This is a genomic window from Halobacillus aidingensis, from assembly GCF_900104185.1.
In the GTDB taxonomy this organism is placed as follows: domain Bacteria; phylum Bacillota; class Bacilli; order Bacillales; family Halobacillaceae; genus Halobacillus; species Halobacillus aidingensis.
In genome coordinates, this window is record NZ_FNIZ01000011.1 from 25,820 (window position 1) to 47,900 (window position 22,081).

Genomic DNA, 22,081 nt, shown 5'->3' on the forward strand with positions numbered 1-22,081 from the left:
GCTCAGTCCAGTCCATACGCCGCTGACCAAGGCGCCTGCACACTTAAGGTAGGAGTCTCACCGTTTCCCTCCGCCCCTTTACCTGATGAGTGTCTCGAAACCACTTCTGGAATAATCAACTTTTATGCTAAAGGTAAGGAGTAAATATAAACCTCTATATAGCATATAATTCCAGCGTGAAAGCTTGATATAGTGAGCTTTTTGTTTGTAACAAAGAGGATAGTGGAAGTCATCCCATCTTAATGTAGGGGTTCGTTTCTCTCTACATCGAATGGGGTGGTTGGTAAGCTGCGAGACTCCCGTGGGAGAAAGGAGATAGGCGAGATCCCGCAGGGCGGTAGCCCGAGGAAGCTCGGCACTCCCCCACAGGAAAGCGAGTAGCTTCCCAACCACCCCTAACACCCAATATGGCAACGAACCCCGAAAACATCTCGAAGCTGAGTCTTCCACAATCGGGAGCTTTAGTGGAAGATCTTTTATTAATATGGAGGTTCATATGTCGAGGTGGGAATTTATGTGATAGAATAAGCATAGATTTTGCGAGACAGCTGGAGGTTGACGTATGAAAAAAGAATTTGCCGTCATCGGTCTCGGCCGGTTTGGAGGCAGCATTTGCCGCGAGTTGAGCCGTGAAGGGATGGAAGTTCTCGCCCTTGACCTTGATGAAGATAAAGTAAATGAATACCGTGATATCGCTTCACACGCCGTCATTGCCGATTCTACTGATGAAAATGTGCTGAAAGAGCTCGGATTCCGCAACATCGATCACGTCATCGTAGCTATTGGAGATAACATTCAGGCAAGCATGCTTACGACATTAATACTGAAAGAAATGGGCATCAAAATGATTACGGTCAAAGCACAAAATGATTATCACGAAAAAATCTTAAATAAGATTGGTGCCGATCAAGTCGTTCACCCGGAACGTGACATGGGGAAACGAATCGCACATAACATCATATCCAATAACATTCTCGATTATATCGAGCTTTCTGATGACCATAGTGTTGTCGAAGTGAAAGCAGGAAGCAAAATGGGCGGCCAAACGCTCGTGGATCTTGATATCCGTGCCGAATACGGATGTAACGTTGTCGCCATCAAACGAGACAAAGACGTCATCGTTTCGCCAATGGCCACGGAAGAAATCAAAGAGAGTGATGTCCTTATCGTCATAGGTGCGGATAAAGATATCAGTCGATTTGAAAAAAACCTCGTATTAGAAGATTAATTTATGATAAATACCCCGCCGGTCAAAAAGGATCAGTGGGGTATTTTTATTATTGGCTCATTTAAAGATCAGAGTTGATTATACTAAATGATTGTTATTCACTCACACAAACTTTAGTTGAATGGGATCTCCATTTTTCTGCTTTTTGTCGTCATCCCCATTGACCTGTAATAGTCAATGGCCGATGTATTTTCCTCGGATACTCCCAATTCAATACTATCAACTCCGAGGCTTCTCCTAAAATCGAAAGCGTATGTAGTTAGTTTTTTTCGATCCCTATTTTTCTATGCGTTTCAGCAACGCATAAACTGTTAATAAACAATACTTTCCTCGCTTTGACAAAAGTATTTTCAATTATTTCTTCTTCCTTCGTCACTATAACACCGACTATATCAATGCCTTTGGCAGCAGCAAAAATATGATGTTTACCATCCATCAACTGGCTTTCAAAGAACTCTTGCTCAACGGGTGTTGAATTCTGGACGTACAAATCTGGTCTTGCAAAAACGTGAAATTCATGAACCTGCTTAAATAGTGGCAACAATGACTCATAATCGTTCTGTTCCGCCTTCTCCGAATTGATATCACCATATTTTTCACCCTCAATCATTGATGGTATTTTACATCTTCTCACCCTTGCCTTTCACTTATTTGCTCCGTTAGTTGAACATGGAACAACGAAGAATCCGTGAATGTAGATAACCTGAGTATTTCTATGCTTGATTCGAACAAATATTAACAGTAGGCTTAGCAGAATCTTATTATTGAATGATATGGGCACCGGTTATCATCCACTTCATTGTTTAAGAAATGCTGGAAAAGGAAATAAGAAAGGTTATAGAAGATAATTTATGGAGCTTGAAAGGATGATTTGGATGTTCAATAAACGAACAGGAGAAGTCATGACACAACAACTAATTAATTGGGGTGTCGATCACATATATGGAATGCCGGGAGACTCTATCAACGAATTGATTGATGATTTAAGGAAAAGGCAGGATGAAATTGAATTCATCCAAGTCCGTCATGAGGAGACCGGAGCACTGTCAGCGGCCGCTTATGCGAAGTTGACAGGGAAACTCGGTGTCACGGCAGCGATTGCAGGGCCAGGAGCTGTCCACTTACTTAACGGCCTTTATGATGCCAAAGCGGACAGCGCGCCTGTGCTGGCAATCGTCGGACAAGTGCATAGTGAAGAAGTGGGGACGGGGGCGTTCCAGGAAATCAACTTGGAGAGAATGTTCGATGATGTTGCTGTCTTCAATCGTCGGGCAGAGACAGAAGCCCAGCTCCCGGACTTACTTGACCAGGCAATCAAAGAGGCATACGCCCATAAAGGAGTGTCTGTACTGATCGTTCCGGATGATTTATTTGCAGCCAAACAGACAGATGAGGTTCGCCTCACATCTGGAGACTATTACAGACCAGAAATCTTCCCTTCGCAGAACCAATTGAACGAAGCGAGAGAGATGATTGAAAAAGCAGAGAAACCGATCATTCTGGCGGGGCAGGGAACGAGAAATGCTCCGAACGAATTGATTGATTTTGCCGAGTCGATCAAAGCTCCGATCATCTTGAGTTTGCTTGCTAAAGGAGTGATACCGGATAATCATCCGTATTGCCTTGGGCAGCATGGTCAAATCGGAACGAAACCAGCTTATCATGCCATGAAAGAAACGGACCTGTTGATTCTAGTAGGAACACAATTTCCATACCGTGATTTCCTCCCTGATGAGGTCACAGCCATACAAATTGACAATAAACCTGAAAACCTTGGGAAGTACTATCCCATTGAAGTTGGCCTAGCTGGCGACAGTAAAGAGACGCTCGCCGCTTTGACGAAGCTTACAGCATCTGTAGAGAAGAGAGAGTACCTCGAGTATTACCAGGAAAAAATGAACGATTGGAGAATCGCGCTACAAGAAGAGAAACGATCCACTGAGAACCCATTACATGCACCTCAAGTGATGTATGAACTTGAAAAGCATATGGAACCAGGAGCCATTATTTCTGGGGATGTAGGGAACGTGACCGTTTGGCTTTCTCGCTTCTTACACCTCGTGAACCAGAAATTCGTATTGTCCGGATGGCTTGCAACGATGGGAAGTGGACTGCCTGGAGCGATTGCAGCGAAAAAAGCGTATCCGGATAAGCAGGTGATTGGAGTATCCGGTGACGGTGGATTCTCCATGGTGATGCATGATTTTGTGACGGCCGTTAAATATGACCTGCCAATCAAGATGATTGTGTTAAACAATAGTAAAATCGGAATGATTAAATACGAACAGGAACAAATGGGGCATTTGAATTACGCTACGAACTTAGGGGAAGTGGACTTCGCTAAGTTTGCGGAAGCTTGTGGGGGAGAAGGATACCGAATTGAATCCTATGAGGAGCTCTCTACAAAAATGAAACAGGCCTTCGTTTCCGAAAAACCAGTGCTGATCGATGTCGTTATTGAAGACCAGGCGCCACTCCCTGGGAAAATTGATTACCAGTCTGCAGTGAACTTTTCCAAGTATATCGTCAAAGAGTTCTTTGAATCCGGAAACCTCGATTTACCGGATATGAAAAAAGCATTGAAACGCCTGACATAAAAGAAAATCCCCGCTGGAATTCCAGCGGGGATTTCTTTATGATCACACTTCCATAATGATTGGAAGAATCATCGGACGACGTTTCGTTTTTTCAAACAAGAACGGTGCAATGGTATCTGTAATTTCATTTTTGATCTCAGACCATTGAGTCGTGCGACGCTCCATCACTTTTTCAACATGGGAGCTGACGAGATTCTGTGCTTCTTTGATCAAGTCTTCTGATTCTCTCATGTAGACGAATCCGCGGGAGATGATATCAGGACCTGACGCGATCTTGAATTCTTTCATGTTGATGCTTACGACAACGATCACAAGACCTTCTTCGGAAAGAATACGTCGATCACGAAGGACGATGTTACCGATGTCACCAATACCGCTTCCGTCGACATAGACAGAGCCTGAAGGGATTTTACCTGCAACGCTTGCTTCGTCTTTACCAAGAGCCAGTACGTCACCATTATCCATGACGAAGCAGTTCTCAGGCTCGACTCCACAATCGTGGCTGAGTTTCGTGTGCTCTTTCAGCATACGATATTCCCCGTGAATCGGCATGAAGAATTTCGGTTGAATCAAGCGAAGCATCAGCTTCATTTCTTCCTGACTACCGTGACCAGAAGTGTGGATGTCATTCAATGGGCCGTGGATGACATCTGCACCGGCGCGGTAGAGTTTATTAATTGTACGGCTGACACTGATCGTGTTTCCAGGGATTGGGGAGGAAGAGAACACGACGGTGTCGCCCGGTTGAATTTGAATTTGACGGTGAGTCCCGTTGGCGATACGTGACAGGGCAGCCATTGGTTCACCTTGTGAGCCTGTACACAGGATCACGACTTCATTTGCTGGAAGTCGGTTGATCTGCTGGGCATCAATGAATGTATCCTTAGGGGCACGGATATATCCAAGTTCCTGACCGATTCGGATGGAAGATTCCATACTGCGTCCGAAAACAGCCACTTTACGACCTTTCTTCACGGCAGATTCCACCACTTGTTGAAGACGGTGGATGTTTGATGCGAAGGTAGCAAAGATTAATCGACCATCATCCATACGCGAAAAGATGTCATCGATACTTTGTCCCACGATTCGTTCGGACTTTGTAAAACCAGGAACTTCTGCATTGGTACTATCGGATAATAGGGCGAGCACGCCTTCTTTACCGATTTCAGCCATTTTAGCAAGATCCGCTGGTTCTCCTACAGGGGTAAAATCGAACTTGAAGTCTCCTGTGTGTACGACGTTTCCTGGTGGAGTTTTTACCACAACTCCGTAGGAATCAGGGATACTGTGCGTCGTACGGAAGAAGGAAACGGATGTTTTACGGAATTTAATTACATCGTCTTCCTGAATCGGATTCAGCTTTGCATTCCGCAACAGACCGTGTTCGTCCAGCTTATTACGGATGAGGCCGAGCGCCAGTTTACCCGCATAAATTGGAATGTTGATTTCACGCAGCAGGTAAGGAATTCCACCAATGTGGTCTTCGTGACCGTGCGTAATGAACAGCCCTTTGATTTTGTCTTGATTTTGGACGAGGTACGTATAATCCGGAATAACATAGTCGATACCGAGCAGCTCGTCTTCCGGGAATTTGATACCAGCGTCAATGAGGATGATTTCGTCTTGGAATTGTACACCGTACGTGTTTTTACCGATCTCACCGAGTCCGCCCAGGGCGAATACGGCTGTCTGGTCATTTTTCACGAATTTCATCAGTTAAAAATTCTCCACTTTGAAATCTTCGGATTGCTTTTCATATTCAAGGTGATCCTCATCAAGCACCTGAATATATTCGATATTGAATCCTTCATTTTTTAATTTTTCACGAACTTGTCTTTCTGTTTCCGCTTCCACATACATGCTTTCTGTATGTTCACGGACAGGAACTTCGCTCGCAAGTTCCTGATATAATACTTTAAATATCATTACTCTATCGCTCCTAACTAGATATAATTTCCACATTCTTGTCCTGTCATCATCATAGCACGATTATTTCGTATATGGGAATGATAATGGTATGTGCGGGTGCTCGGTACACCCCTAAACAATGGTTTACGCGTATGTTTTTCGTTTCAAGAAATTTTTCCAACGTTTTCTAAGCTTCCTTCGTAGACGCTTCATCATCGGCATCTATCCCCTTTCTTCCAAATGAAGAAAACAAAAAACGTTAAACCGCCCAATCCCTGTTATCTCTAGTATAATACGGTTTGTGGAAGAATGAAACAATTACATATTAGATTTTATATATATCGTGTGTTTTTCTTCTCAAACCTATCCACTCATGCTACAGTATAGCCAAAGAATGGGGTATGCTATGATACATAAGAGAAATTGTACGCAGCCGACGAGGAGGAACAAGAATATGACAAAAAAAATTGCTTTTTTTGATATTGATGGAACACTACTGGATCACGATAAAAAACTGCCGGAGAAAACGAAAGCAGCGATTCAAGCGCTTAAAGATGAAGGTGTGTACTGCGCCATTGCCACCGGACGCGCTCCTTTCATGTATAAGAAGTTGAGAGAAGAACTTGGAATCGATTCCTTTGTAAGCTTTAACGGTCAGTATGTCGTTTTCGAGGGAAAAGAAATTTATACGAATCCATTGTCTGAACCAGAACTTGCGCGTCTTCATAAGCACGCAGAGCAGAACGACCATCCGATGGTTTTCATGAATCATGAAGAGATGAAATCCTCCGTACCGGATCACGATCATATAGAAGAAAGTCTTGGGACGCTGTATATCGACCATCCAAGTGCTGATGCGTCCTTTTTTAAAGGAAGAAACATCTATCAGTCCCTTCTATTCTGTGAAGGGGACGAAATCGAAGAGTACAGAGAAGCCTATGATTCCTTCGATTACATTCGTTGGCATCCCGTTTCCTGTGATGTCCTTCCTAAAGGTGGATCAAAAGCAGAAGGAATTAAAAAGATGATCGAAGCAGCCGGTCTCAAGATGGAAGATACGTACGCTTTTGGCGACGGCTTGAATGATATAGAAATGATCCGTGAGGTAGGAACAGGAGTCGCAATGGGAAATGCCGTTCCTGAAACCAAAGCTGTCAGCGATTTCGTCACGAAAGATGTTGGGGAAGATGGACTCTCCCATGCAATTTATGAACTAGGATTGCTGAAATAACCTTTCTTCAACTAACTGAAAGGATTGTGGAAGACTTGATTTCGAGACTTTTGTGGTAGTTTAGGGGCTCCGGGAAAAGGTTCGCTTTCCGTGGGCGAGTGATGAGCCTCCTCGAGCTAACGCTCTGCGGGGTCTCATCTACCCCGCACTTCCCACAGGAGTCTCACCGTTTCCCTCCGTCCCTTTACGATATGAGGTTCTCGAAATTGCTCTTAATGTACCCTGCCTAGTTCTGTTGTAAAATCCTTATTAACCCGCGTCGATATAGGATTCTTAACCATAAAAGCTCCTAATACTGGGAGGTAGTTTCGAGAATCTCTTCCGGCAAGTGGGCGGAGGGGAATGGCGAGACTCCTGCGGGAAAAAAGTGCTTGGTGAGACCCCACAGGACGCAGTCCGAGGAGGCTCACCGCGCTCCCGCGGAAAGCGAGCCATTCCCCGCAGCCCCCATCCACTCTACAAAAATCCTGAAACTGAGTCTTCGACAATCGGGAGCTTATATGGAAGAAGTTAAAAGGATAAAAAAGCTCCACCGTCGGTGACGGTGGAGCTTTTGGTTTGTTTTATCGATCGGCAGGTGTAGCATTTTCAGGCTCTTTGAAAGGATTATCCTGATCAATGTGATCATAGAACATGACCCCGTGCAGATGATCAATTTCATGCTGAAACACGATGGCTGCATAATCTCTCAAGCGCAGCTTCACATCATTACCTTCAAGGTCCGTAGCTTTCACTGTGATACGGCGATAGCGCGGAACATAACCAGGGACTTCACGATCGACGGAAAGACAGCCTTCTCCTGTAGAAAGGTAAGTCTTTTCCACCGAATGACTGACAATACGAGGATTGAATAAGCCATAGCTGTATAACTTATCTTTCATATCCGTGAAATGGACCGCCAGCATCCGTTTATTCACATTAATCTGCGGTGCAGCTAAGCCAACCCCAGGACGGAGTCCGTACCGGTTACAAACTTGCTCATCCTGGCTATTCTTCAAGTATTGAATCATTTCTTCCAACGTTTCTTTATCCTCCTCAGAAGGGGGGAGGGGCACTTCCTCTGTCACTTTACGCAAAGCGGGGTGACCTTCACGAACAATATCGTCCATTGTAATCATTAAGCAACATCCTTTCAAACTATACATTTTCAAAAAAAGCTCTAACTCATTGGTTTCAGTATATATAATGAATGGAATAAAGAGCTCTCTTAAATAGACCTTTTTCCTCTCCATGTCAATGGTAACATATGTGAAAAAGGCACTTTCAATTTGATATCATTTATTATACTATTGTAGATACGTTTAGATTACAATAATGTTTCACGGAATTCGAGGGGGAAAAGGTGTGCGAGTACATAAGCTAGTGGTGCTCCTGGCAGTAGCAGCTTTCTTGTCTGCCTGTACAGGTCAGTCAGCAGAAGAACAGATTTATGAACATCTAGAAAAAGCGGTGACGTTAGAAGATGCTTTCCGCGAACAGCAGCAGCCGATGGTGGATCTTGAGACAGAAGAACAACAATTATATGAAGAAATCATCAATTTGAACATGGATCAATTTGATGAAATCCAAGAGAAGTCCAAGCAGGCGGCCTCTATCGTAGAAAAGCGCAGAGAAAAGCTTGAGCTTGAAAAAGAAAGCATTGATACAGCAAAAGAGGAATTCGATAAGATTGAACCTCTAATCGAAGACTTGGACGAAGAGAATGCAGAGGCAAAGGAAAAAGCAGAGCAATTAGTCGAAACGATGAATGCACGGTATGATTCGTATCAAAATTTATATAAGGCTTATGACGAAGCTTTAACTTTGGATGCCAAACTATATGAAATGATGCAGAATGAGGATTTAACAGAAGAACAACTTCAAGAACAAATCGATAAGATCAATCAGAAATATAATGAAGTGATTGAACATAACGAAACGTTCAACAAACATACAGAAGAGTATAATGCATTGAAAAAAGAACTTTATGAGGCGATGGAACTTGATGTAACCTATGAGGAACAATCAGAATCCTCGACATCAGAAGAGTAATGGAAAAGCCGTTGACGATGATTCGTCAACGGCTTTTTGTCTTAAGTGAGGACATTTGATCGTGAAACGTTTATCTCTACCTTTTTAACAATGAGGGAGGTGCACGTCCGGCATCTCTTCCATAATGAAGGATCCGAAGTCTGGAATTATAAATTGGCTCTAAACTAAACAATTCATTTGATTGTATAGGGGAAAAAACGTAAGATTAATACAGGCTTAATTTTGTGGTGATACAGTATCATGTTCTGAAATAACAAAATAAGTCATTTTTCGACTGCTGTCAGAAGCCTCTATGACTATGTATAGATATTATGTAGCGAAGTGATTGACGAATGATGGCGATTTGAGCTAAACTACATAATGGATTGACATTGTACCATTGAATCTTACTTGAAGAATGTAACAGTTTCTATAAACGTCCCTGCATGATTAATAAAGAAGTGTTCAGGGTAAAACGTAAAGAGCAAATCGGTACAGTTTTTTTTCATAATTGGGAAAGCTACTCACAGCATCCATTTTAAAATACGAAAGGAAAGGGTGAATGAATTTGAAACGAACTCTTGAGAACATTGAAAATCAGTTCGAAATGTTTCAAATCCTTAACGAAGAAGGCGAAATCGTAAACGAAGATTTTATGCCTGACCTATCTGATGAAGATCTGAAAGAAATTATGCGCCGTATGGTTTATACGCGTATTCTTGACCAGCGTTCCATCGCGCTTAACCGCCAGGGACGTCTTGGTTTCTACGCTCCAACTGCTGGACAGGAAGCATCCCAGCTTGGAAGCCAATTTGCACTTGAGAAGGAAGACTTTATTCTTCCAGGGTACCGTGATGTACCACAGTTGATCTGGCACGGTCTTCCACTTTATCAAGCATTCCTATTCTCCCGTGGACACCATAAAGGAAACCAAATGCCTGAAGGTGTGAACGCAGTGAGCCCGCAAATCATCATCGGTGCGCAAATCACGCAGACAGCTGGTGTTGGTCTTGGTTATAAAAAACGCGGTGAAAATGCTGTAGCAATCACTTACACAGGTGATGGCGGTGCATCTCAAGGTGACTTCTACGAAGGTATCAACTTTGCTGGTGCATTCGGTGCGCAGGCTATTTTCGTCGTACAAAACAACCGTTTCGCAATCTCTGTGCCTGTTGAAAAGCAGTCTGCAGCACAAACAATCGCTCAAAAAGCAGTAGCTGCAGGAATCGAAGGTATCCAGGTTGACGGTATGGACGTTCTTGCTGTGTATGCGGCAACGAAAGATGCTCGTGAGCGTGCTGTAAACGGTGAAGGTCCGACATTGATCGAGACACTTACTTATCGTTATGGTCCACACACTATGGCCGGAGACGATCCGACTCGTTACCGTACGGAAGATGAAGACAACGAGTGGGAGAAGAAAGATCCAATCGTTCGTTTCCGTAAGTTCCTTGAAGCGAAAGGCCTATGGTCTGAAGAGGAAGAGAACGAACTGATAGAAAAAACTAAAGAAGAAATTAAAGCAGCTGTTAAAGAAGCTGACAATACTCCAAAACAAACGGTTACTGATTTGATCGGTATCATGCATGAGGAACTTCCTTCTAACTTGAAAGAGCAGATGGAAGAATACAAGGAAAAGGAGTCGAAGTAAATCATGGCACAAATGACAATGATCCAAGCCATCACAGACGCGATGCGCACAGAACTTAAAAATGATGAAAACGTGCTTGTTTTCGGTGAAGACGTTGGTCAAAACGGCGGAGTATTCCGTGCGACTGAAGGTCTTCAAAAAGAATTCGGCGAAGATCGTGTATTTGATACACCACTAGCTGAATCCGGAATCGGCGGTATGTCCATCGGGCTTGCTCTTACAGGCTTCCGTCCGGTACCTGAAATTCAATTCTTCGGTTTCGTATACGAAGTCATGGACGCAATCAGCGGTCAAATGGCACGTTATCGTTACCGCTCTGGCGGTACTCGTCCAATGCCGATTACTGTTCGTTCTCCATTCGGCGGCGGTGTACACACACCAGAACTTCACGCAGACAGTCTTGAAGGTCTAATGGCTCAACAGCCTGGTCTTCGTGTAGTCATCCCATCAAATCCATACGATGCGAAAGGTCTATTGATCTCTTCCATCCGCAATAACGATCCTGTGATCTTCCTTGAGCACATGAAACTTTACCGTTCATTCCGTGAAGAAGTGCCTGAAGAAGAATATACAGTAGATCTTGATAAAGCAGCCGTTAAGCGCGAAGGTACAGACGTTACTCTTGTTGCTTATGGTGCAATGGTTCACTCTTCTCTTAAAGCTGCAGAAGAGCTTGAGAAAGACGGAATCAGTGCAGAAGTCATTGACCTTCGTACTGTATCTCCAGTCGATTACGAAACAATCCTTGAATCTGTTAAGAAAACAAACCGTGCTGTAGTTGTCCAGGAAGCTCAAAAGCAAGCGGGTATCGCAGCGAACGTTGTTTCTGAAATTCAAGAAAAAGCCATCCTTCACCTTGAAGCGCCTGTATTGCGTGTAGCTGCACCAGACACGGTCTATGCATTCACACAAGCAGAAGAAGTATGGTTGCCAAATCACAACACGATCGTTGAAAAAGTCAACGACGTTATGAACTTTTAATCATCTCTAATACTAGGAGGTAATAACCGTGGCATTCGAATTTAAACTGCCTGATATCGGTGAAGGTATCCACGAAGGTGAAATTGCGAAGTGGTTCGTCAAGCCTGGCGACGAAGTTAAAGAAGACGATGTACTTTGTGAAGTACAAAACGATAAAGCAGTAGTAGAAATCCCTTCCCAAGTAGATGGAACGGTCAAAGACATCCATGTGGACGAAGGTGAAACAACAACTGTCGGAACAGTAATCATTACAATCGATGATGGATCTGAAGATGCTCCTGCTTCTGAAGAGCCTAAAGAAGAGCCGAAGGAAGAAAAAGAGGAAGCACCGAAAGAAGAAAGCAAAGAAGATAAAGCTGAACAACCAGCTGCATCTGCAAACGATGGTGACGTTGATGAAGACCGCCGCGTTGTAGCGATGCCTTCTGTGCGTAAATTCGCTCGTGATAACGATGTCGACATCCGTAAAGTTCAAGGATCCGGCAAAAACGGCCGCGTTCTTAAAGAAGACGTTGAAAGCTTCATGAACGGCGGACAAGCAGAAGCAGCTACAGAAGCTCCAGCTGAAGACAAGCAGGAAGAAGCAGCTACTACACAACAAGCAGCTCCAGCTGCAGGTGAAGCTTACCCTGAAACTCGTGAGAAGATGAGCGGAATCCGTAAAGCGATCTCCAAAGCTATGGTGAACTCCAAGCACACAGCTCCTCACGTAACATTGATGGACGAAGTGGATGTATCTGAGCTTGTTGCACACCGTAAGAAGTTCAAAGCTGTTGCAGCTGAACAGGATATCAAGTTGACTTACCTTCCATATGTTGTGAAGTCTCTTGTATCCACTCTGAAGAAATATCCTGTTCTTAATACGTCAATTGACGACAATACGGATGAAATTATTCAGAAACACTATTATAATATTGGTATCGCTGCAGATACAGAGAAAGGCCTAATGGTTCCAGTCGTAAAAGACGCAGACCGCAAGTCCGTCTTCTCAATCTCAAGCGAAATCAACGAACTAGCTGTGAAAGCTCGTGACGGTAAACTATCATCAGAAGAAATGAAAGGTGCTTCCACTACAATTACGAATATCGGATCTGCCGGTGGTCAGTGGTTCACACCAGTCATCAACCACCCAGAAGTGGCGATCCTTGGTATCGGACGTATTGCAGACAAGCCAATCGTACGCGATGGTGAAGTTGTAGTAGCTCCAGTTCTTGCGATTTCCCTAAGCTTCGACCACCGTATCATCGATGGTGCGACAGCTCAGCATGCAATGAACAACATCAAGCGTTTACTGAACGATCCACAACTAATCATGATGGAGGCGTAAAGTATGGTAGTAGGAGATTTCCCAATTGAACTAGATACGTTAGTTGTCGGTGCGGGTCCTGGCGGTTATGTTGCCGCCATCCGTGCTGCACAATCCGGTCAAAATGTAACCATTGTCGATAAAGGTAACCTTGGTGGCGTTTGTTTAAACGTCGGTTGTGTTCCTTCTAAAGCATTGATCCAAGCCGGTCACCGCTATGAACACGCACAAGGCGCTGAAGACATGGGTATTAAGTCAGAAAACACAACGGTCGACTTTTCTAAAGTACAAGAATGGAAAGGCGGCGTTGTAAACAAACTGACTGGCGGTGTTGAAGGTCTTCTTAAAGGAAATAAAGTAGACATCGTCAAAGGCGAAGTTTACTTCGTAGATAAAAACACAGTTCGTGTTATGGACGAGAAGAATTCTCAAACGTACACGTTCAACAATTGCATCATTGCAACAGGTTCTCGTCCGATCGAGATTCCTTCTTTCAAATTCTCTGATCGTGTTCTAGATTCTACAGGTGCTTTGAACCTGGATGAAATCCCGGAGAAAATGGTCGTTATCGGCGGCGGTTACATCGGTACTGAGCTTGGTACAGCGTATGCAAACTTCGGTACACAAGTAACCATCCTAGAAGGTACAAAAGACATCCTAGGCGGTTTCGAGAAGCAAATGTCTTCCATCGTCAAAAAGCGTCTGAAGAAAAAAGGCGTAGACGTTGTAACGGAAGCAATGGCTCAAGGTGTTGAAGAGACGGAAAATGGCGTGACTGTTAAGTATGAAGCTAAAGGTGAAGAAAAATCCATCGATGCTGATTACGTACTAGTAACTGTCGGACGTCGTCCAAACACAGACGAAATCGGTCTTGAAGATCTAGGAATCAAGATGACAGATAAAGGGATCATCGAAATCGATAAACAGTGCCGTACAAGCATTGATAACATTTATGCGATTGGTGATATCGTTGAAGGACCACCACTTGCTCACAAAGCTTCTTATGAAGGTAAAATCGCTGCAGAAGCGATCTCTGGTGAGAAGTCTGAGATCGACTACCTTGGAATTCCAGCAGTTGTATTCTCTGATCCAGAATTAGCTTCTGTTGGCTACACAGAGCAGGAAGCAAAAGATGCCGGCTACGAGGTCAAAGCATCCAAATTCCCATTTGCAGCAAACGGACGTGCGCTATCTCTTAACGAAAGTGACGGCTTCTTGAAGCTCGTTACACGTAAAGAAGACGGTCTTGTCATCGGTGCTCAAATCGCGGGTGCGAATGCAAGTGACATGATTGCTGAGCTTGGCTTGGCTATCGAATCCGGCATGACTGCCGAAGACTTAGCGCTAACCATCCACGCTCACCCGACACTAGGTGAGATCACGATGGAAGCAGCTGAAGTTGCCATTGATCAACCGATCCACATCGTTAAATAATGAAATGAAAAGCCCGACAGACTCATAGGAGCCTGTCGGGCTTTTTTGTTGGGGGAAAGGTTAACGTCCCCTAACTAGAGTTTAATGTCCTTTAACGGTAAGTCAATGTCCTCTAGCTGAGCTTTAATGTCCTTTAATGGTAAGTCAGTGTCCTCTAAGTAAGCATCACCGTCCTCTAACAAAAAACCTTATTAAGTGTACAAAAAGCCTCCCATGAAATTATGGGAGGCTTTGGCATTCATCTAACCATCGCTATATGATTTTCCAATGTCATTAAGATTTTTTCACGTGGGTTGTTCCCTGAGATCGTGGTTACCGTTTTACCTTCTTCTTTAACTACGAGGACGGGCAATTCTTCCGTAGGGATGTTCAGGTCATTTTTGTTTTTTTCCGTTTGTTCGAACTGCAATTCAGCTCCCTCATCCTGTTTCAATTTCCAATCGAGAAGGGCACTTAAGTAATCCTGTGCGGACTCTTCCTGATCCGCTTCGGAGTATAAGTATAATTCATAGTTTTCAGGTGTAGCTGTAAGTACTTGTACGGTTTCGCCTTTTTGGAGACATCCAGCGAGTAAGAATATAGCTAAGAAAGATAGGATAATACGATTAATCATGGTCCGACCCACTCCCTTGTCTTTGATCCATACTCAGTGTAACAAGGAATGAGAGGGATTTTTTTGATGTTATCGTTTTGTCATCGAAATGATAGTCTCATGTTGTATTGTGACATCTATTGTAAAGTCCCTTAATGAAATTTGTAACGAGGCAGCCGCCGATATAGGAGCGTGCAACGGCTTGTGAAAGAACGTGAATGACTTGATGGAATAAAGAAAGGGGAAGGGAACGTGTAATAAGAAAGAGGACTGTGAATGGATCTCATGAATTCATAAGGACAAGCTAGTCTGATTAGGGGAATAAAAAAGAACCCAGAAAGTATATTCTGGGTTCCTATAAGATTCATTATTTCTTTTTCTTCTTAAGATCGACTTTTTTCGCTTCATCCTGGAATGTTTTGAACAAGGAGAAGCAGATGAGAATCATTATAAAGGTGAACGGGAAGGCGGCGATGATCGCTGCCGTTTGGAGTGCACCTAAACCGCCTTGCCACAACAGCACAGCGGCTGCTCCGGCCTGGATGATTCCCCAAGTGAATTTCACTTGGTTTTTAGGGTTCAAGCTTCCGTTCGTCGTCTGCATGCCGAGTACGAATGTAGCAGAGTCGGCAGAAGTCACGAAGAATGTACTAATAAGCAATAGCCCTACGAAAGACATGATCGACCCTAATGGTACATTTTCCATCATAGAGAAGAGAGCAACTTCTGAACCAAGCTCACTAACATCGGAATAGATATCTACACCATTGAAGAACTCAAGTGAAATCGCTGTTCCGCCGAATACGGAGAACCATAGAGCTCCAAAGATTGTCGGTACTAAAAGTACACCTAAAATGAATTCACGAACCGTTCGCCCGCGGGAAACACGTGCGATGAAGGTTCCTACGAATGGAGCCCAGGAAATCCACCAAGCCCAATAGAAAATTGTCCAGTTTTGAACCCATGAACTATCTTCCGCAAAAGGAGTCATCCGAAAGCTCATGTAGGGCAGGTCGCGGATATAAGACCCGAATGATGTCGTGAAGTAATCCATGATAAAGTTTGTCGGTCCTGCGAATAGCATGAACACCATTAAGCCGATTGCTAGCACGACGTTCGTGTTACTAAGATATTTAATTCCTTTGTTCAAACCAGTCATGGCAGACACCATGAAAAGGACAGTTACGACAGCAATAATAGTAAGCTGTAGTGTGAACGTATCTTCTAAGCCGTCAATGGTAAAAGCAAGACCACTGGATATTTGAAGTGCACCTAAACCAAGAGAGGTCGCTACACCGAAGATCGTTGCAAAAACAGCGATGAAGTCGATAAGCGTACCCAGCGGACCTTTTACTCTCTTTTCACCCAGTACTGGCGTGAGAGCGGCACTAATGACACCAGGAGCGTCTTTTCTGAATTTAAAGTAAGCTAGGGCCAGAGCCAGTACAGAATAAAAGGCCCAAGGATGAAGTCCCCAGTGGAAGAAGGTGTACTTCATCGCGGACTGAGCCGCTTCTTCGCTCATAGGCTCTTGTCCAGGGATTGGTGGGGTATGGAAGTGAGAGAGGGGTTCTGCAGATCCCCAGAAAACAAGTCCAATACCCATACCCGCACTAAAGAGCATGGCAAACCATGTAATGTATGGATATTCCGGTTCGTCGTCCGGTTTTCCTAACTTTATGTTTCCGTATTTCGAGAAGACTAAAAAGATAACAAAAATTAAGAAGCCTGTAGCTGACAATAAGTAGAACCATCCAAATTTTTCTGTCAGGAAACCTTGAATGTTAGATGTTACATTTTCTAAGTTCCAAGTCGGTAGTACAGCTTCAGGGATGACTCCCCAGCCAATGAATAAGAATGCGACAACTACCGAAATGTAAAATACTTTCGTTACTTGATTCATAACTGACTTCCCTCCTAGTAAAAGATTTCTTTACCACGTTATGACTGATCTGGTAAATAGCATTTTTTCACCAATTGTTCTTGTTTCTGCGACAAATTTTGCAACTCTTCCAATACGTCGTGAAAACAAAGCAATTCGTAAATTAAGATCGTCTGCGGTGGTAAATGGTGTCGGTAACCTGTCTGCTTTATGACATGGTCTTCTTTCCATTTCCAGAATGCATCATCCAGCTTATTTACCATCTCGAACTGGTTTTCGTTAATCGAGTGGGTCGGGTCACTGAGTACATGGGTGAACTCCTCCGTAAGTGCAAGCAAAAGCTCTTTTTCCTCGTTTGTGAAATCAGAGGCTTTTGTTTGTACATACTGCAAGTTTCCAAGATGATAAGCAATTTGTTGAAATGCCGCCAGTTTCCGTTGAGAGAGTTGAAAAGCGACCATCTCTTCTTCTGAGTGACGGTGATATTTCCACTCTTCCCTTTGATATTGAGAAAGCTGATTTGTCTTTTCCAGATGGGCCGTCAATTGCCGGTAGGACCTCTGAATAGCACGAGTTTTCTCTTTAGATTCTGCCGTTACCTCAGAAATTATTCGTTTCAAAAGCAGACCAGCTTGATTATACAAACCGTTGATGTTTTTGTAAATCATGGGCGAATAATTGGGTGGCAAAAGGAAAAAATTCACAAAAGTCGAGATGATGATTCCAATGGAGGTTGTACCCAATCTCGTAAAAAATGAAACCACATATTGATCTTGAAAATCTGGAATCATTGCAGTCGCCGTAATGGTGGCAACTAAAATTCCATCATCCAGTTTCAGTTTGTGACAGACGGCGATCGTCACCATAGCTACAAGAGCGAATGTCAACGCACCTTTTCCCAAAAGGCCGTAAAAGGTTGTAGCGAGCAACGCTCCAATGGCCGATGCAGGAAAACGTACGGCGGCTTTTTTAATCGAATCTGCAGCTGTATGTTCAATCGTGACGATAGCTGTGATGACAGCAAATATAATGGGTAAATTAAAAAAACCGCAAATCAATGCAGTCAAAAAGACAGAAATCCCCGTTTTTAACGTCCGGCTTCCTAAAAATTTGAATTTTTTCAATGAATGTAGCATTTTAATCACCCATATGTAAGAAGTCATTAGACCACGATAAAACATTATATAATATTTTACCCGAAAACGATAGATAAAATGTTGAATTATCTTTTATAATGAAGAAAGTGGAAATACATAACAGTGGAGGGAACACCTATGAAAAAATGGACAAGTTTGTGGATCGTACTTATTTTCCTGCTTGCTGCCTGCTCAGGAGCGAACAGTGAGGAAGTTCAGAAACCAGAGGAAGAGACTGCTGAGAAAGAGTCGACAGAAGAAGTGGTTGAGGAAGAGGAGAAGGCGGAAGAAACCAATGAAGAAGAAAAAGATACGGAAGAACCAGCGGCACAAGATTCAGAAGTGATGAAGAATGTAGAACCCCAATACGAGTTAACAGGAAACTGGTCCTTCGAGCCGATCGGAGATGCGAATCCAAAAGTCGCTCTCCTTACGATTGATGATGCACCAGATACTCAAGCGGTGGAAATGGCTAAAACGTTGAAAGAAAAAGATGCGCCTGCGATCTTTTTCGTAAACGGTCATTTCATAGATACACCAGAAGAAGAAGAAAAGTTAAAAGAAATTCATGAAATGGGCTTTCCAATCGGGAACCATACAGAGACACATGCAAGCTTACCCGATCTCAGTGAAGAGGAACAAAGGGTAGAAATCGTTGGATTGAATGACAAAATTGAAGAGATCATTGGCGAACGACCAATTTTCTTCCGTGCCCCATTTGGACAGAACACTGATTTTTCTAAGCAATTGGCAGAAGAAGAAGGGATGCTCGTCATGAACTGGACGTACGGATACGATTGGGAAAGTGAATACCAGGATGCTCAAGCACTTGCTGACATCATGGTCAACACACCGCTGCTAAATAACGGCGCCAACTTGCTCATGCATGACCGGGAATGGACAAACAAAGCATTGGGTCCAATCGCTGATGGTCTGCGAGAGAAAGGCTATGAGCTGTTAGATCCAGCACTCATTCAGACACCATAATTCAAAGAACACTCCTCGGAGTGTTCTTTTTTTAGGCTTAAAAAGAATTCTTGATCATATAATAGTAGGTAAAGAAATTATTAGTATGACACATTTTATAAAAAGTTATACTTTTGGGCTTGATTTTTCGATTGTGCCATATTAGAATAAAGTTACGTTGAAAACGATTACAAATATGGGGAGTGGATGTGAATGGGTACAATCGTATGTCAAGACTGTCAGAAGGTAATTGAGCACTACGAAAATGAGAAGGTTTCTACTCTTTACAGCACCTGTCCAACTTGCAACAAGCCAGAAGATAAATAAAGAGTATGTACTATTAAATGGGGGCATCCTTCCTGTGAAGGAAGCATAAAAGGAAAGAACCAGGTCTTGGACCTGGTTCTTTTTTTCGCGAAAGGATTTCCGATTTGAGGAAATCCTTTCGCGCCAAAGAGCCATCGAGTCGCGCCAAAGAGCCATCGAGTCGCGCCAAAGAGCCATCGAGTCGCGCCAAAGAGCCATCGAGTCGCGCCAAAGAGCCATCGAGTCGCGCCAAAGAGCAGGAGAAACAAAAAAAGAAGCCCGGCGTGGGCTTCTTTTTTATTTGAATGCACGTTGTTCACGAATGACTTGAATCGTTTCAAGAGTATCATCTTCAGGGCCCTGTACAGGGAGGCCTGCTTCGACATTATCGTGAATGTAGTCAATGTTTTCCCTTGTAATAATTTCACCTGGTATGAAAATGGGAATGCCGGGTGGATAGACCATCACGAATTCAGCGCTGATTCTCCCGACAGCTTCTTTCAGTAAAATCGTTTCTGTGGAAGAATAGAAGGCCTCTCTTGGAGAAAGAGCAAGCACAGGAATGTCGGGAACCTTCACCCGGATGTTTTCTGTCTCTTCTTTGTCCGAGTACTCTTTAGAAAGTTTATCTAAAGCCGTTACAAGCTCGTCGATGTCTTCTTCCCGATCGCCAGGGGTAACGATGCATAAAATGTTATACAAATCGGAGAGTTCCACTTCGATGTTGGCTTTTTCCCGAAGCCAAACTTCGACGTCATAGCCTGATAATCCGAGCTTTTTCACGGAGATGATCAATTTCGTAGGATCGAAGTCTACCGTAGCATCGCTCGTCAATATTTCGCTGCCTGGGCAGTAAATGCCTGGGATCTCATTCAAACGTCTTCTGGCATGGTCTGCGAGGCGAAGGGTTTCTTCCATCAGCTCCCGCCCGTGAATGGCGAGATGTCTCCGTGCGGCATCAAGACTTGCGAGTAAAAGGTACGACGTCGAAGTTGTATGAAGCATGGATAAAATCGACTGCACTCTTTCATGAGAGACGAGCCCTTCTCGTAAATTTAACACGGAACTCTGAGTTAAGGACCCACCAAGCTTATGCACACTCGTAGCTGCCATATCTGCACCTGCCTGCATCGCAGAAAGGGGGAGACGCTCATGGAAGTGAATGTGGACGCCGTGGGCTTCATCGACAAGCACAGGGATATCGAAACGGTGGGCAATGTTGACGATCTTTTTCAAATCAGCAGAAACTCCGAAATAAGTCGGATTGATGACGAGCAGTCCCTTTGCATCCGGGTGTGCTTCACAAGCTTTTTGCACAGCCTCTGAAGTGATCCCGTGAGAGATCCCGAAGCGGTCGTCAAGTTCCGGATGGATAAAGACGGGTTTTGCTCCTGAAAAAATAATCGCTGTCGTTACAGATTTATGGACATTCCTTGGCACGATGATTTTATCACCAGGATGACAAACACTCATAATCATCGTCATAATCGCACCAGATGTGCCCTGGACAGAGAAAAATGTATAATCTGCACCGAAGGCTTCAGCAGCGAGGTCTTGCGCCTGTTTGATCATGCCTTGCGGGTGGTGCAGGTCATCCAGTGGTTCAATGTTGATAAGATCGATGGAAAGGGATTGGTCTCCGATGAACGAGCGGAATTCTTCATCCATTCCCTTTCCTCCTTTGTGCCCTGGAATATGGAATTGGACCGGCTTTCGGTCTCTATGTTTTTTTAACCCTGTAAATAAGGGAGTTTCATGTTGGTTCATTTGTGTTTCCACCTCTTTAATTTAGAAAAGCACATGAATTATAGCAGGTTCCACGTTCGCTTGCTAGTCTTTTGTGTATCCTTTTTCCAATCATGCTAAAATGAAACAAAGGGGAGGGATTCATGTGGTATGGAAAACTCGCGTCACAGAAGCTTTAGGCATTACATACCCGATTATCCAGGGAGGACTTGCTCACCTCGCTTATTCTGACTTGGCTGCAGCGGTTTCAAACGCTGGCGGGCTCGGTCAGTTAACGGCAATGAGTATGGAAGGTCCCGATCAACTGAGAGAAGAGATTGATGCCGTAAGAGAAAAAACAAACCGTCCGTTTGGAGTGAATTTCGCGATTGGTCAACATGGGCGACCATTTGAAGAGATGGTTCAAGTGGCTGTGGAAGAAAAGGTGCCGGTCATCTCTGTGACCGGCGGAAATCCTGCACCAGTTCTTGAGCTTGTCAAAGGCACTGGAATAAAAACCCTCGTACTTGTAGCGGCAAGACGGCAGGCCGTTAAAGCAGAAGAGCTGGGAGCTGATGCTGTTATGGTCGTCGGTCATGAAGGCGGTGGACACCTCGGGCGCGATGATGTCGGTACATTCGTCTTGACGCCACAAGTCGTGGACGCCGTGGATATACCTGTCATTGCTTCAGGAGGGATCGGAGACGGAAGAGGTCTGATGGCTGCGCTTGCTTTAGGAGCGGAAGGTGTGGAAATGGGGACGCGGTTTATCGCAACCAAAGAGTGTGTGCACGCCCATCCCGCTTATCTGGAAGCTTTGATTGAAGCAGACGAAACATCCACCACTGTCATCAAAAGGAGTTTGAAGGCCCCGGCCCGTGCCTTGAAAAATGATTGGACAGCGCGTATTTTGGAACTGGAAGATGAACAAGCGGGGTATGAAGGCTTAAAATCTTACATCAACGGCGAAGCGAATAAAAAGTTCATTTATGATGGAAAACAAGCTTACGGATTCGGATGGGCTGGTCAAGTGGCTTCAAGGATCCATGACGTTCCATCGGTCGATGAATTGTTCAAACGTATCGTCACAGAAGCGGAAGAAATCCGCAACAGGTGGAGCAAGTAAGG

19 protein-coding genes are annotated in these 22,081 nt (G+C 44.0%); 11 read left to right on the plus strand and 8 right to left on the minus strand.

Features of this window, described 5'->3' with window-relative positions; genetic code table 11:
* Positions 1 to 562 precede the first annotated feature (562 nt).
* Positions 563 to 1,228, plus strand: coding sequence for a potassium channel family protein (locus BLS23_RS11740; protein WP_089652745.1), 666 nt, complete (start codon positions 563 to 565; stop codon positions 1,226 to 1,228).
* A 259-nt stretch (positions 1,229 to 1,487) separates the two neighbouring features.
* Here the strand turns inward: BLS23_RS11740 and BLS23_RS11745 are convergent, their stop codons facing one another.
* The gene (locus BLS23_RS11745; RefSeq protein ID WP_244157181.1) at positions 1,488 to 1,862 is read right to left on the minus strand and encodes a hypothetical protein; all 375 of its coding nucleotides are present in this window, start codon (positions 1,860 to 1,862) and stop codon (positions 1,488 to 1,490) included.
* A gap of 241 nt (positions 1,863 to 2,103) precedes the next feature.
* Here BLS23_RS11745 and BLS23_RS11750 point away from each other — a divergent pair, with 241 nt between their 5' ends.
* Entirely contained in the window at positions 2,104 to 3,825 is a 1,722-nt protein-coding gene (locus tag BLS23_RS11750; RefSeq protein WP_089652833.1) for a pyruvate oxidase, read from the plus strand.
* 42 nt (positions 3,826 to 3,867) lie between these two features.
* On the opposite strand, the gene rnjA is transcribed toward BLS23_RS11750, so the two are convergent.
* Positions 3,868 to 5,538: a ribonuclease J1 gene (rnjA, locus tag BLS23_RS11755; protein WP_089652746.1), complete on the minus strand. Its 1,671-nt coding sequence runs from the start codon at positions 5,536 to 5,538 to the stop codon at positions 3,868 to 3,870.
* A 3-nt stretch (positions 5,539 to 5,541) separates the two neighbouring features.
* The gene (locus BLS23_RS11760) at positions 5,542 to 5,751 is read right to left on the minus strand and encodes a DNA-dependent RNA polymerase subunit epsilon (protein ID WP_089652747.1); all 210 of its coding nucleotides are present in this window, start codon (positions 5,749 to 5,751) and stop codon (positions 5,542 to 5,544) included.
* Positions 5,752 to 6,187: 436 nt separating this feature from the next.
* On the opposite strand from BLS23_RS11760, the gene BLS23_RS11765 reads away from it, so the two are divergent.
* The gene (locus BLS23_RS11765; RefSeq protein WP_089652748.1) at positions 6,188 to 6,964 is read left to right on the plus strand and encodes a Cof-type HAD-IIB family hydrolase; all 777 of its coding nucleotides are present in this window, start codon (positions 6,188 to 6,190) and stop codon (positions 6,962 to 6,964) included.
* Positions 6,965 to 7,527: 563 nt separating this feature from the next.
* Here BLS23_RS11765 and def read toward each other — a convergent pair.
* The gene (gene def / locus BLS23_RS11770) at positions 7,528 to 8,082 is read right to left on the minus strand and encodes a peptide deformylase (protein WP_089652749.1); all 555 of its coding nucleotides are present in this window, start codon (positions 8,080 to 8,082) and stop codon (positions 7,528 to 7,530) included.
* A 226-nt stretch (positions 8,083 to 8,308) separates the two neighbouring features.
* On the opposite strand from def, the gene BLS23_RS11775 reads away from it, so the two are divergent.
* The 5 genes from BLS23_RS11775 to lpdA all read left to right on the plus strand — a co-directional run bounded on the left by BLS23_RS11775 (position 8,309) and on the right by lpdA (position 14,346).
* Positions 8,309 to 8,995: a YkyA family protein gene (locus tag BLS23_RS11775; protein WP_244157182.1), complete on the plus strand. Its 687-nt coding sequence runs from the start codon at positions 8,309 to 8,311 to the stop codon at positions 8,993 to 8,995.
* A 547-nt stretch (positions 8,996 to 9,542) separates the two neighbouring features.
* Entirely contained in the window at positions 9,543 to 10,625 is a 1,083-nt protein-coding gene (pdhA, locus tag BLS23_RS11780; RefSeq protein ID WP_089652834.1) for a pyruvate dehydrogenase (acetyl-transferring) E1 component subunit alpha, read from the plus strand.
* A 3-nt stretch (positions 10,626 to 10,628) separates the two neighbouring features.
* Positions 10,629 to 11,606, plus strand: coding sequence for an alpha-ketoacid dehydrogenase subunit beta (locus tag BLS23_RS11785; RefSeq protein WP_089652751.1), 978 nt, complete (start codon positions 10,629 to 10,631; stop codon positions 11,604 to 11,606).
* 28 nt (positions 11,607 to 11,634) lie between these two features.
* Complete coding sequence (locus BLS23_RS11790) at positions 11,635 to 12,933, plus strand: dihydrolipoamide acetyltransferase family protein (protein WP_089652752.1); 1,299 nt, start codon at positions 11,635 to 11,637, stop codon at positions 12,931 to 12,933.
* 3 nt (positions 12,934 to 12,936) lie between these two features.
* Entirely contained in the window at positions 12,937 to 14,346 is a 1,410-nt protein-coding gene (gene lpdA, locus BLS23_RS11795) for a dihydrolipoyl dehydrogenase (protein WP_089652753.1), read from the plus strand.
* Between the two features lie 238 nt (positions 14,347 to 14,584).
* On the opposite strand, the gene BLS23_RS11800 is transcribed toward lpdA, so the two are convergent.
* The 3 genes from BLS23_RS11800 to BLS23_RS11810 form a co-directional block, all read right to left on the minus strand.
* Positions 14,585 to 14,959 (minus strand): hypothetical protein, encoded by a 375-nt coding sequence (locus tag BLS23_RS11800; protein ID WP_089652754.1) that lies wholly within the window; start codon positions 14,957 to 14,959, stop codon positions 14,585 to 14,587.
* A 346-nt stretch (positions 14,960 to 15,305) separates the two neighbouring features.
* On the minus strand, positions 15,306 to 16,841 hold the full coding sequence (locus BLS23_RS11805; protein ID WP_089652755.1) for a glycine betaine uptake BCCT transporter: 1,536 nt from the start codon (positions 16,839 to 16,841) through the stop codon (positions 15,306 to 15,308).
* A gap of 38 nt (positions 16,842 to 16,879) precedes the next feature.
* Positions 16,880 to 17,956: an FUSC family protein gene (locus BLS23_RS11810; protein WP_089652756.1), complete on the minus strand. Its 1,077-nt coding sequence runs from the start codon at positions 17,954 to 17,956 to the stop codon at positions 16,880 to 16,882.
* Between the two features lie 138 nt (positions 17,957 to 18,094).
* On the opposite strand from BLS23_RS11810, the gene BLS23_RS11815 reads away from it, so the two are divergent.
* On the plus strand, positions 18,095 to 18,943 hold the full coding sequence (locus BLS23_RS11815) for a polysaccharide deacetylase family protein (RefSeq protein ID WP_089652757.1): 849 nt from the start codon (positions 18,095 to 18,097) through the stop codon (positions 18,941 to 18,943).
* A gap of 192 nt (positions 18,944 to 19,135) precedes the next feature.
* Positions 19,136 to 19,249, plus strand: a complete 114-nt coding sequence (locus tag BLS23_RS11820; protein WP_089652758.1) for a GapA-binding peptide SR1P — start codon at positions 19,136 to 19,138, stop codon at positions 19,247 to 19,249.
* Positions 19,250 to 19,525: 276 nt separating this feature from the next.
* On the opposite strand, the gene BLS23_RS11830 is transcribed toward BLS23_RS11820, so the two are convergent.
* The gene (locus BLS23_RS11830) at positions 19,526 to 20,995 is read right to left on the minus strand and encodes an aminotransferase class I/II-fold pyridoxal phosphate-dependent enzyme (RefSeq protein WP_089652760.1); all 1,470 of its coding nucleotides are present in this window, start codon (positions 20,993 to 20,995) and stop codon (positions 19,526 to 19,528) included.
* Between the two features lie 124 nt (positions 20,996 to 21,119).
* On the opposite strand from BLS23_RS11830, the gene BLS23_RS11835 reads away from it, so the two are divergent.
* On the plus strand, positions 21,120 to 22,079 hold the full coding sequence (locus BLS23_RS11835; protein ID WP_089652761.1) for an NAD(P)H-dependent flavin oxidoreductase: 960 nt from the start codon (positions 21,120 to 21,122) through the stop codon (positions 22,077 to 22,079).
* Positions 22,080 to 22,081 lie beyond the last annotated feature (2 nt).

Excerpts from the sequence above, each read along its gene's own strand:
- BLS23_RS11740 (WP_089652745.1), top strand. The coding sequence starts at position 563 with ATGAAAAAAGAATTTGCCGTCATCGGTCTCGGCCGGTTTGGAGGCAGC.
- BLS23_RS11750 (WP_089652833.1), top strand. The coding sequence starts at position 2,104 with ATGTTCAATAAACGAACAGGAGAAGTCATGACACAACAACTAATTAAT.
- rnjA (WP_089652746.1), bottom strand. The coding sequence starts at position 5,538 with ATGAAATTCGTGAAAAATGACCAGACAGCCGTATTCGCCCTGGGCGGA.
- BLS23_RS11760 (WP_089652747.1), bottom strand. The coding sequence starts at position 5,751 with ATGATATTTAAAGTATTATATCAGGAACTTGCGAGCGAAGTTCCTGTC.
- BLS23_RS11765 (WP_089652748.1), top strand. The coding sequence starts at position 6,188 with ATGACAAAAAAAATTGCTTTTTTTGATATTGATGGAACACTACTGGAT.
- def (WP_089652749.1), bottom strand. The coding sequence starts at position 8,082 with ATGATTACAATGGACGATATTGTTCGTGAAGGTCACCCCGCTTTGCGT.
- BLS23_RS11785 (WP_089652751.1), top strand. The coding sequence starts at position 10,629 with ATGGCACAAATGACAATGATCCAAGCCATCACAGACGCGATGCGCACA.
- lpdA (WP_089652753.1), top strand. The coding sequence starts at position 12,937 with ATGGTAGTAGGAGATTTCCCAATTGAACTAGATACGTTAGTTGTCGGT.
- BLS23_RS11800 (WP_089652754.1), bottom strand. The coding sequence starts at position 14,959 with ATGATTAATCGTATTATCCTATCTTTCTTAGCTATATTCTTACTCGCT.
- BLS23_RS11805 (WP_089652755.1), bottom strand. The coding sequence starts at position 16,841 with ATGAATCAAGTAACGAAAGTATTTTACATTTCGGTAGTTGTCGCATTC.
- BLS23_RS11810 (WP_089652756.1), bottom strand. The coding sequence starts at position 17,956 with ATGCTACATTCATTGAAAAAATTCAAATTTTTAGGAAGCCGGACGTTA.
- BLS23_RS11815 (WP_089652757.1), top strand. The coding sequence starts at position 18,095 with ATGAAAAAATGGACAAGTTTGTGGATCGTACTTATTTTCCTGCTTGCT.
- BLS23_RS11820 (WP_089652758.1), top strand. The coding sequence starts at position 19,136 with ATGGGTACAATCGTATGTCAAGACTGTCAGAAGGTAATTGAGCACTAC.
- BLS23_RS11830 (WP_089652760.1), bottom strand. The coding sequence starts at position 20,995 with ATGAACCAACATGAAACTCCCTTATTTACAGGGTTAAAAAAACATAGA.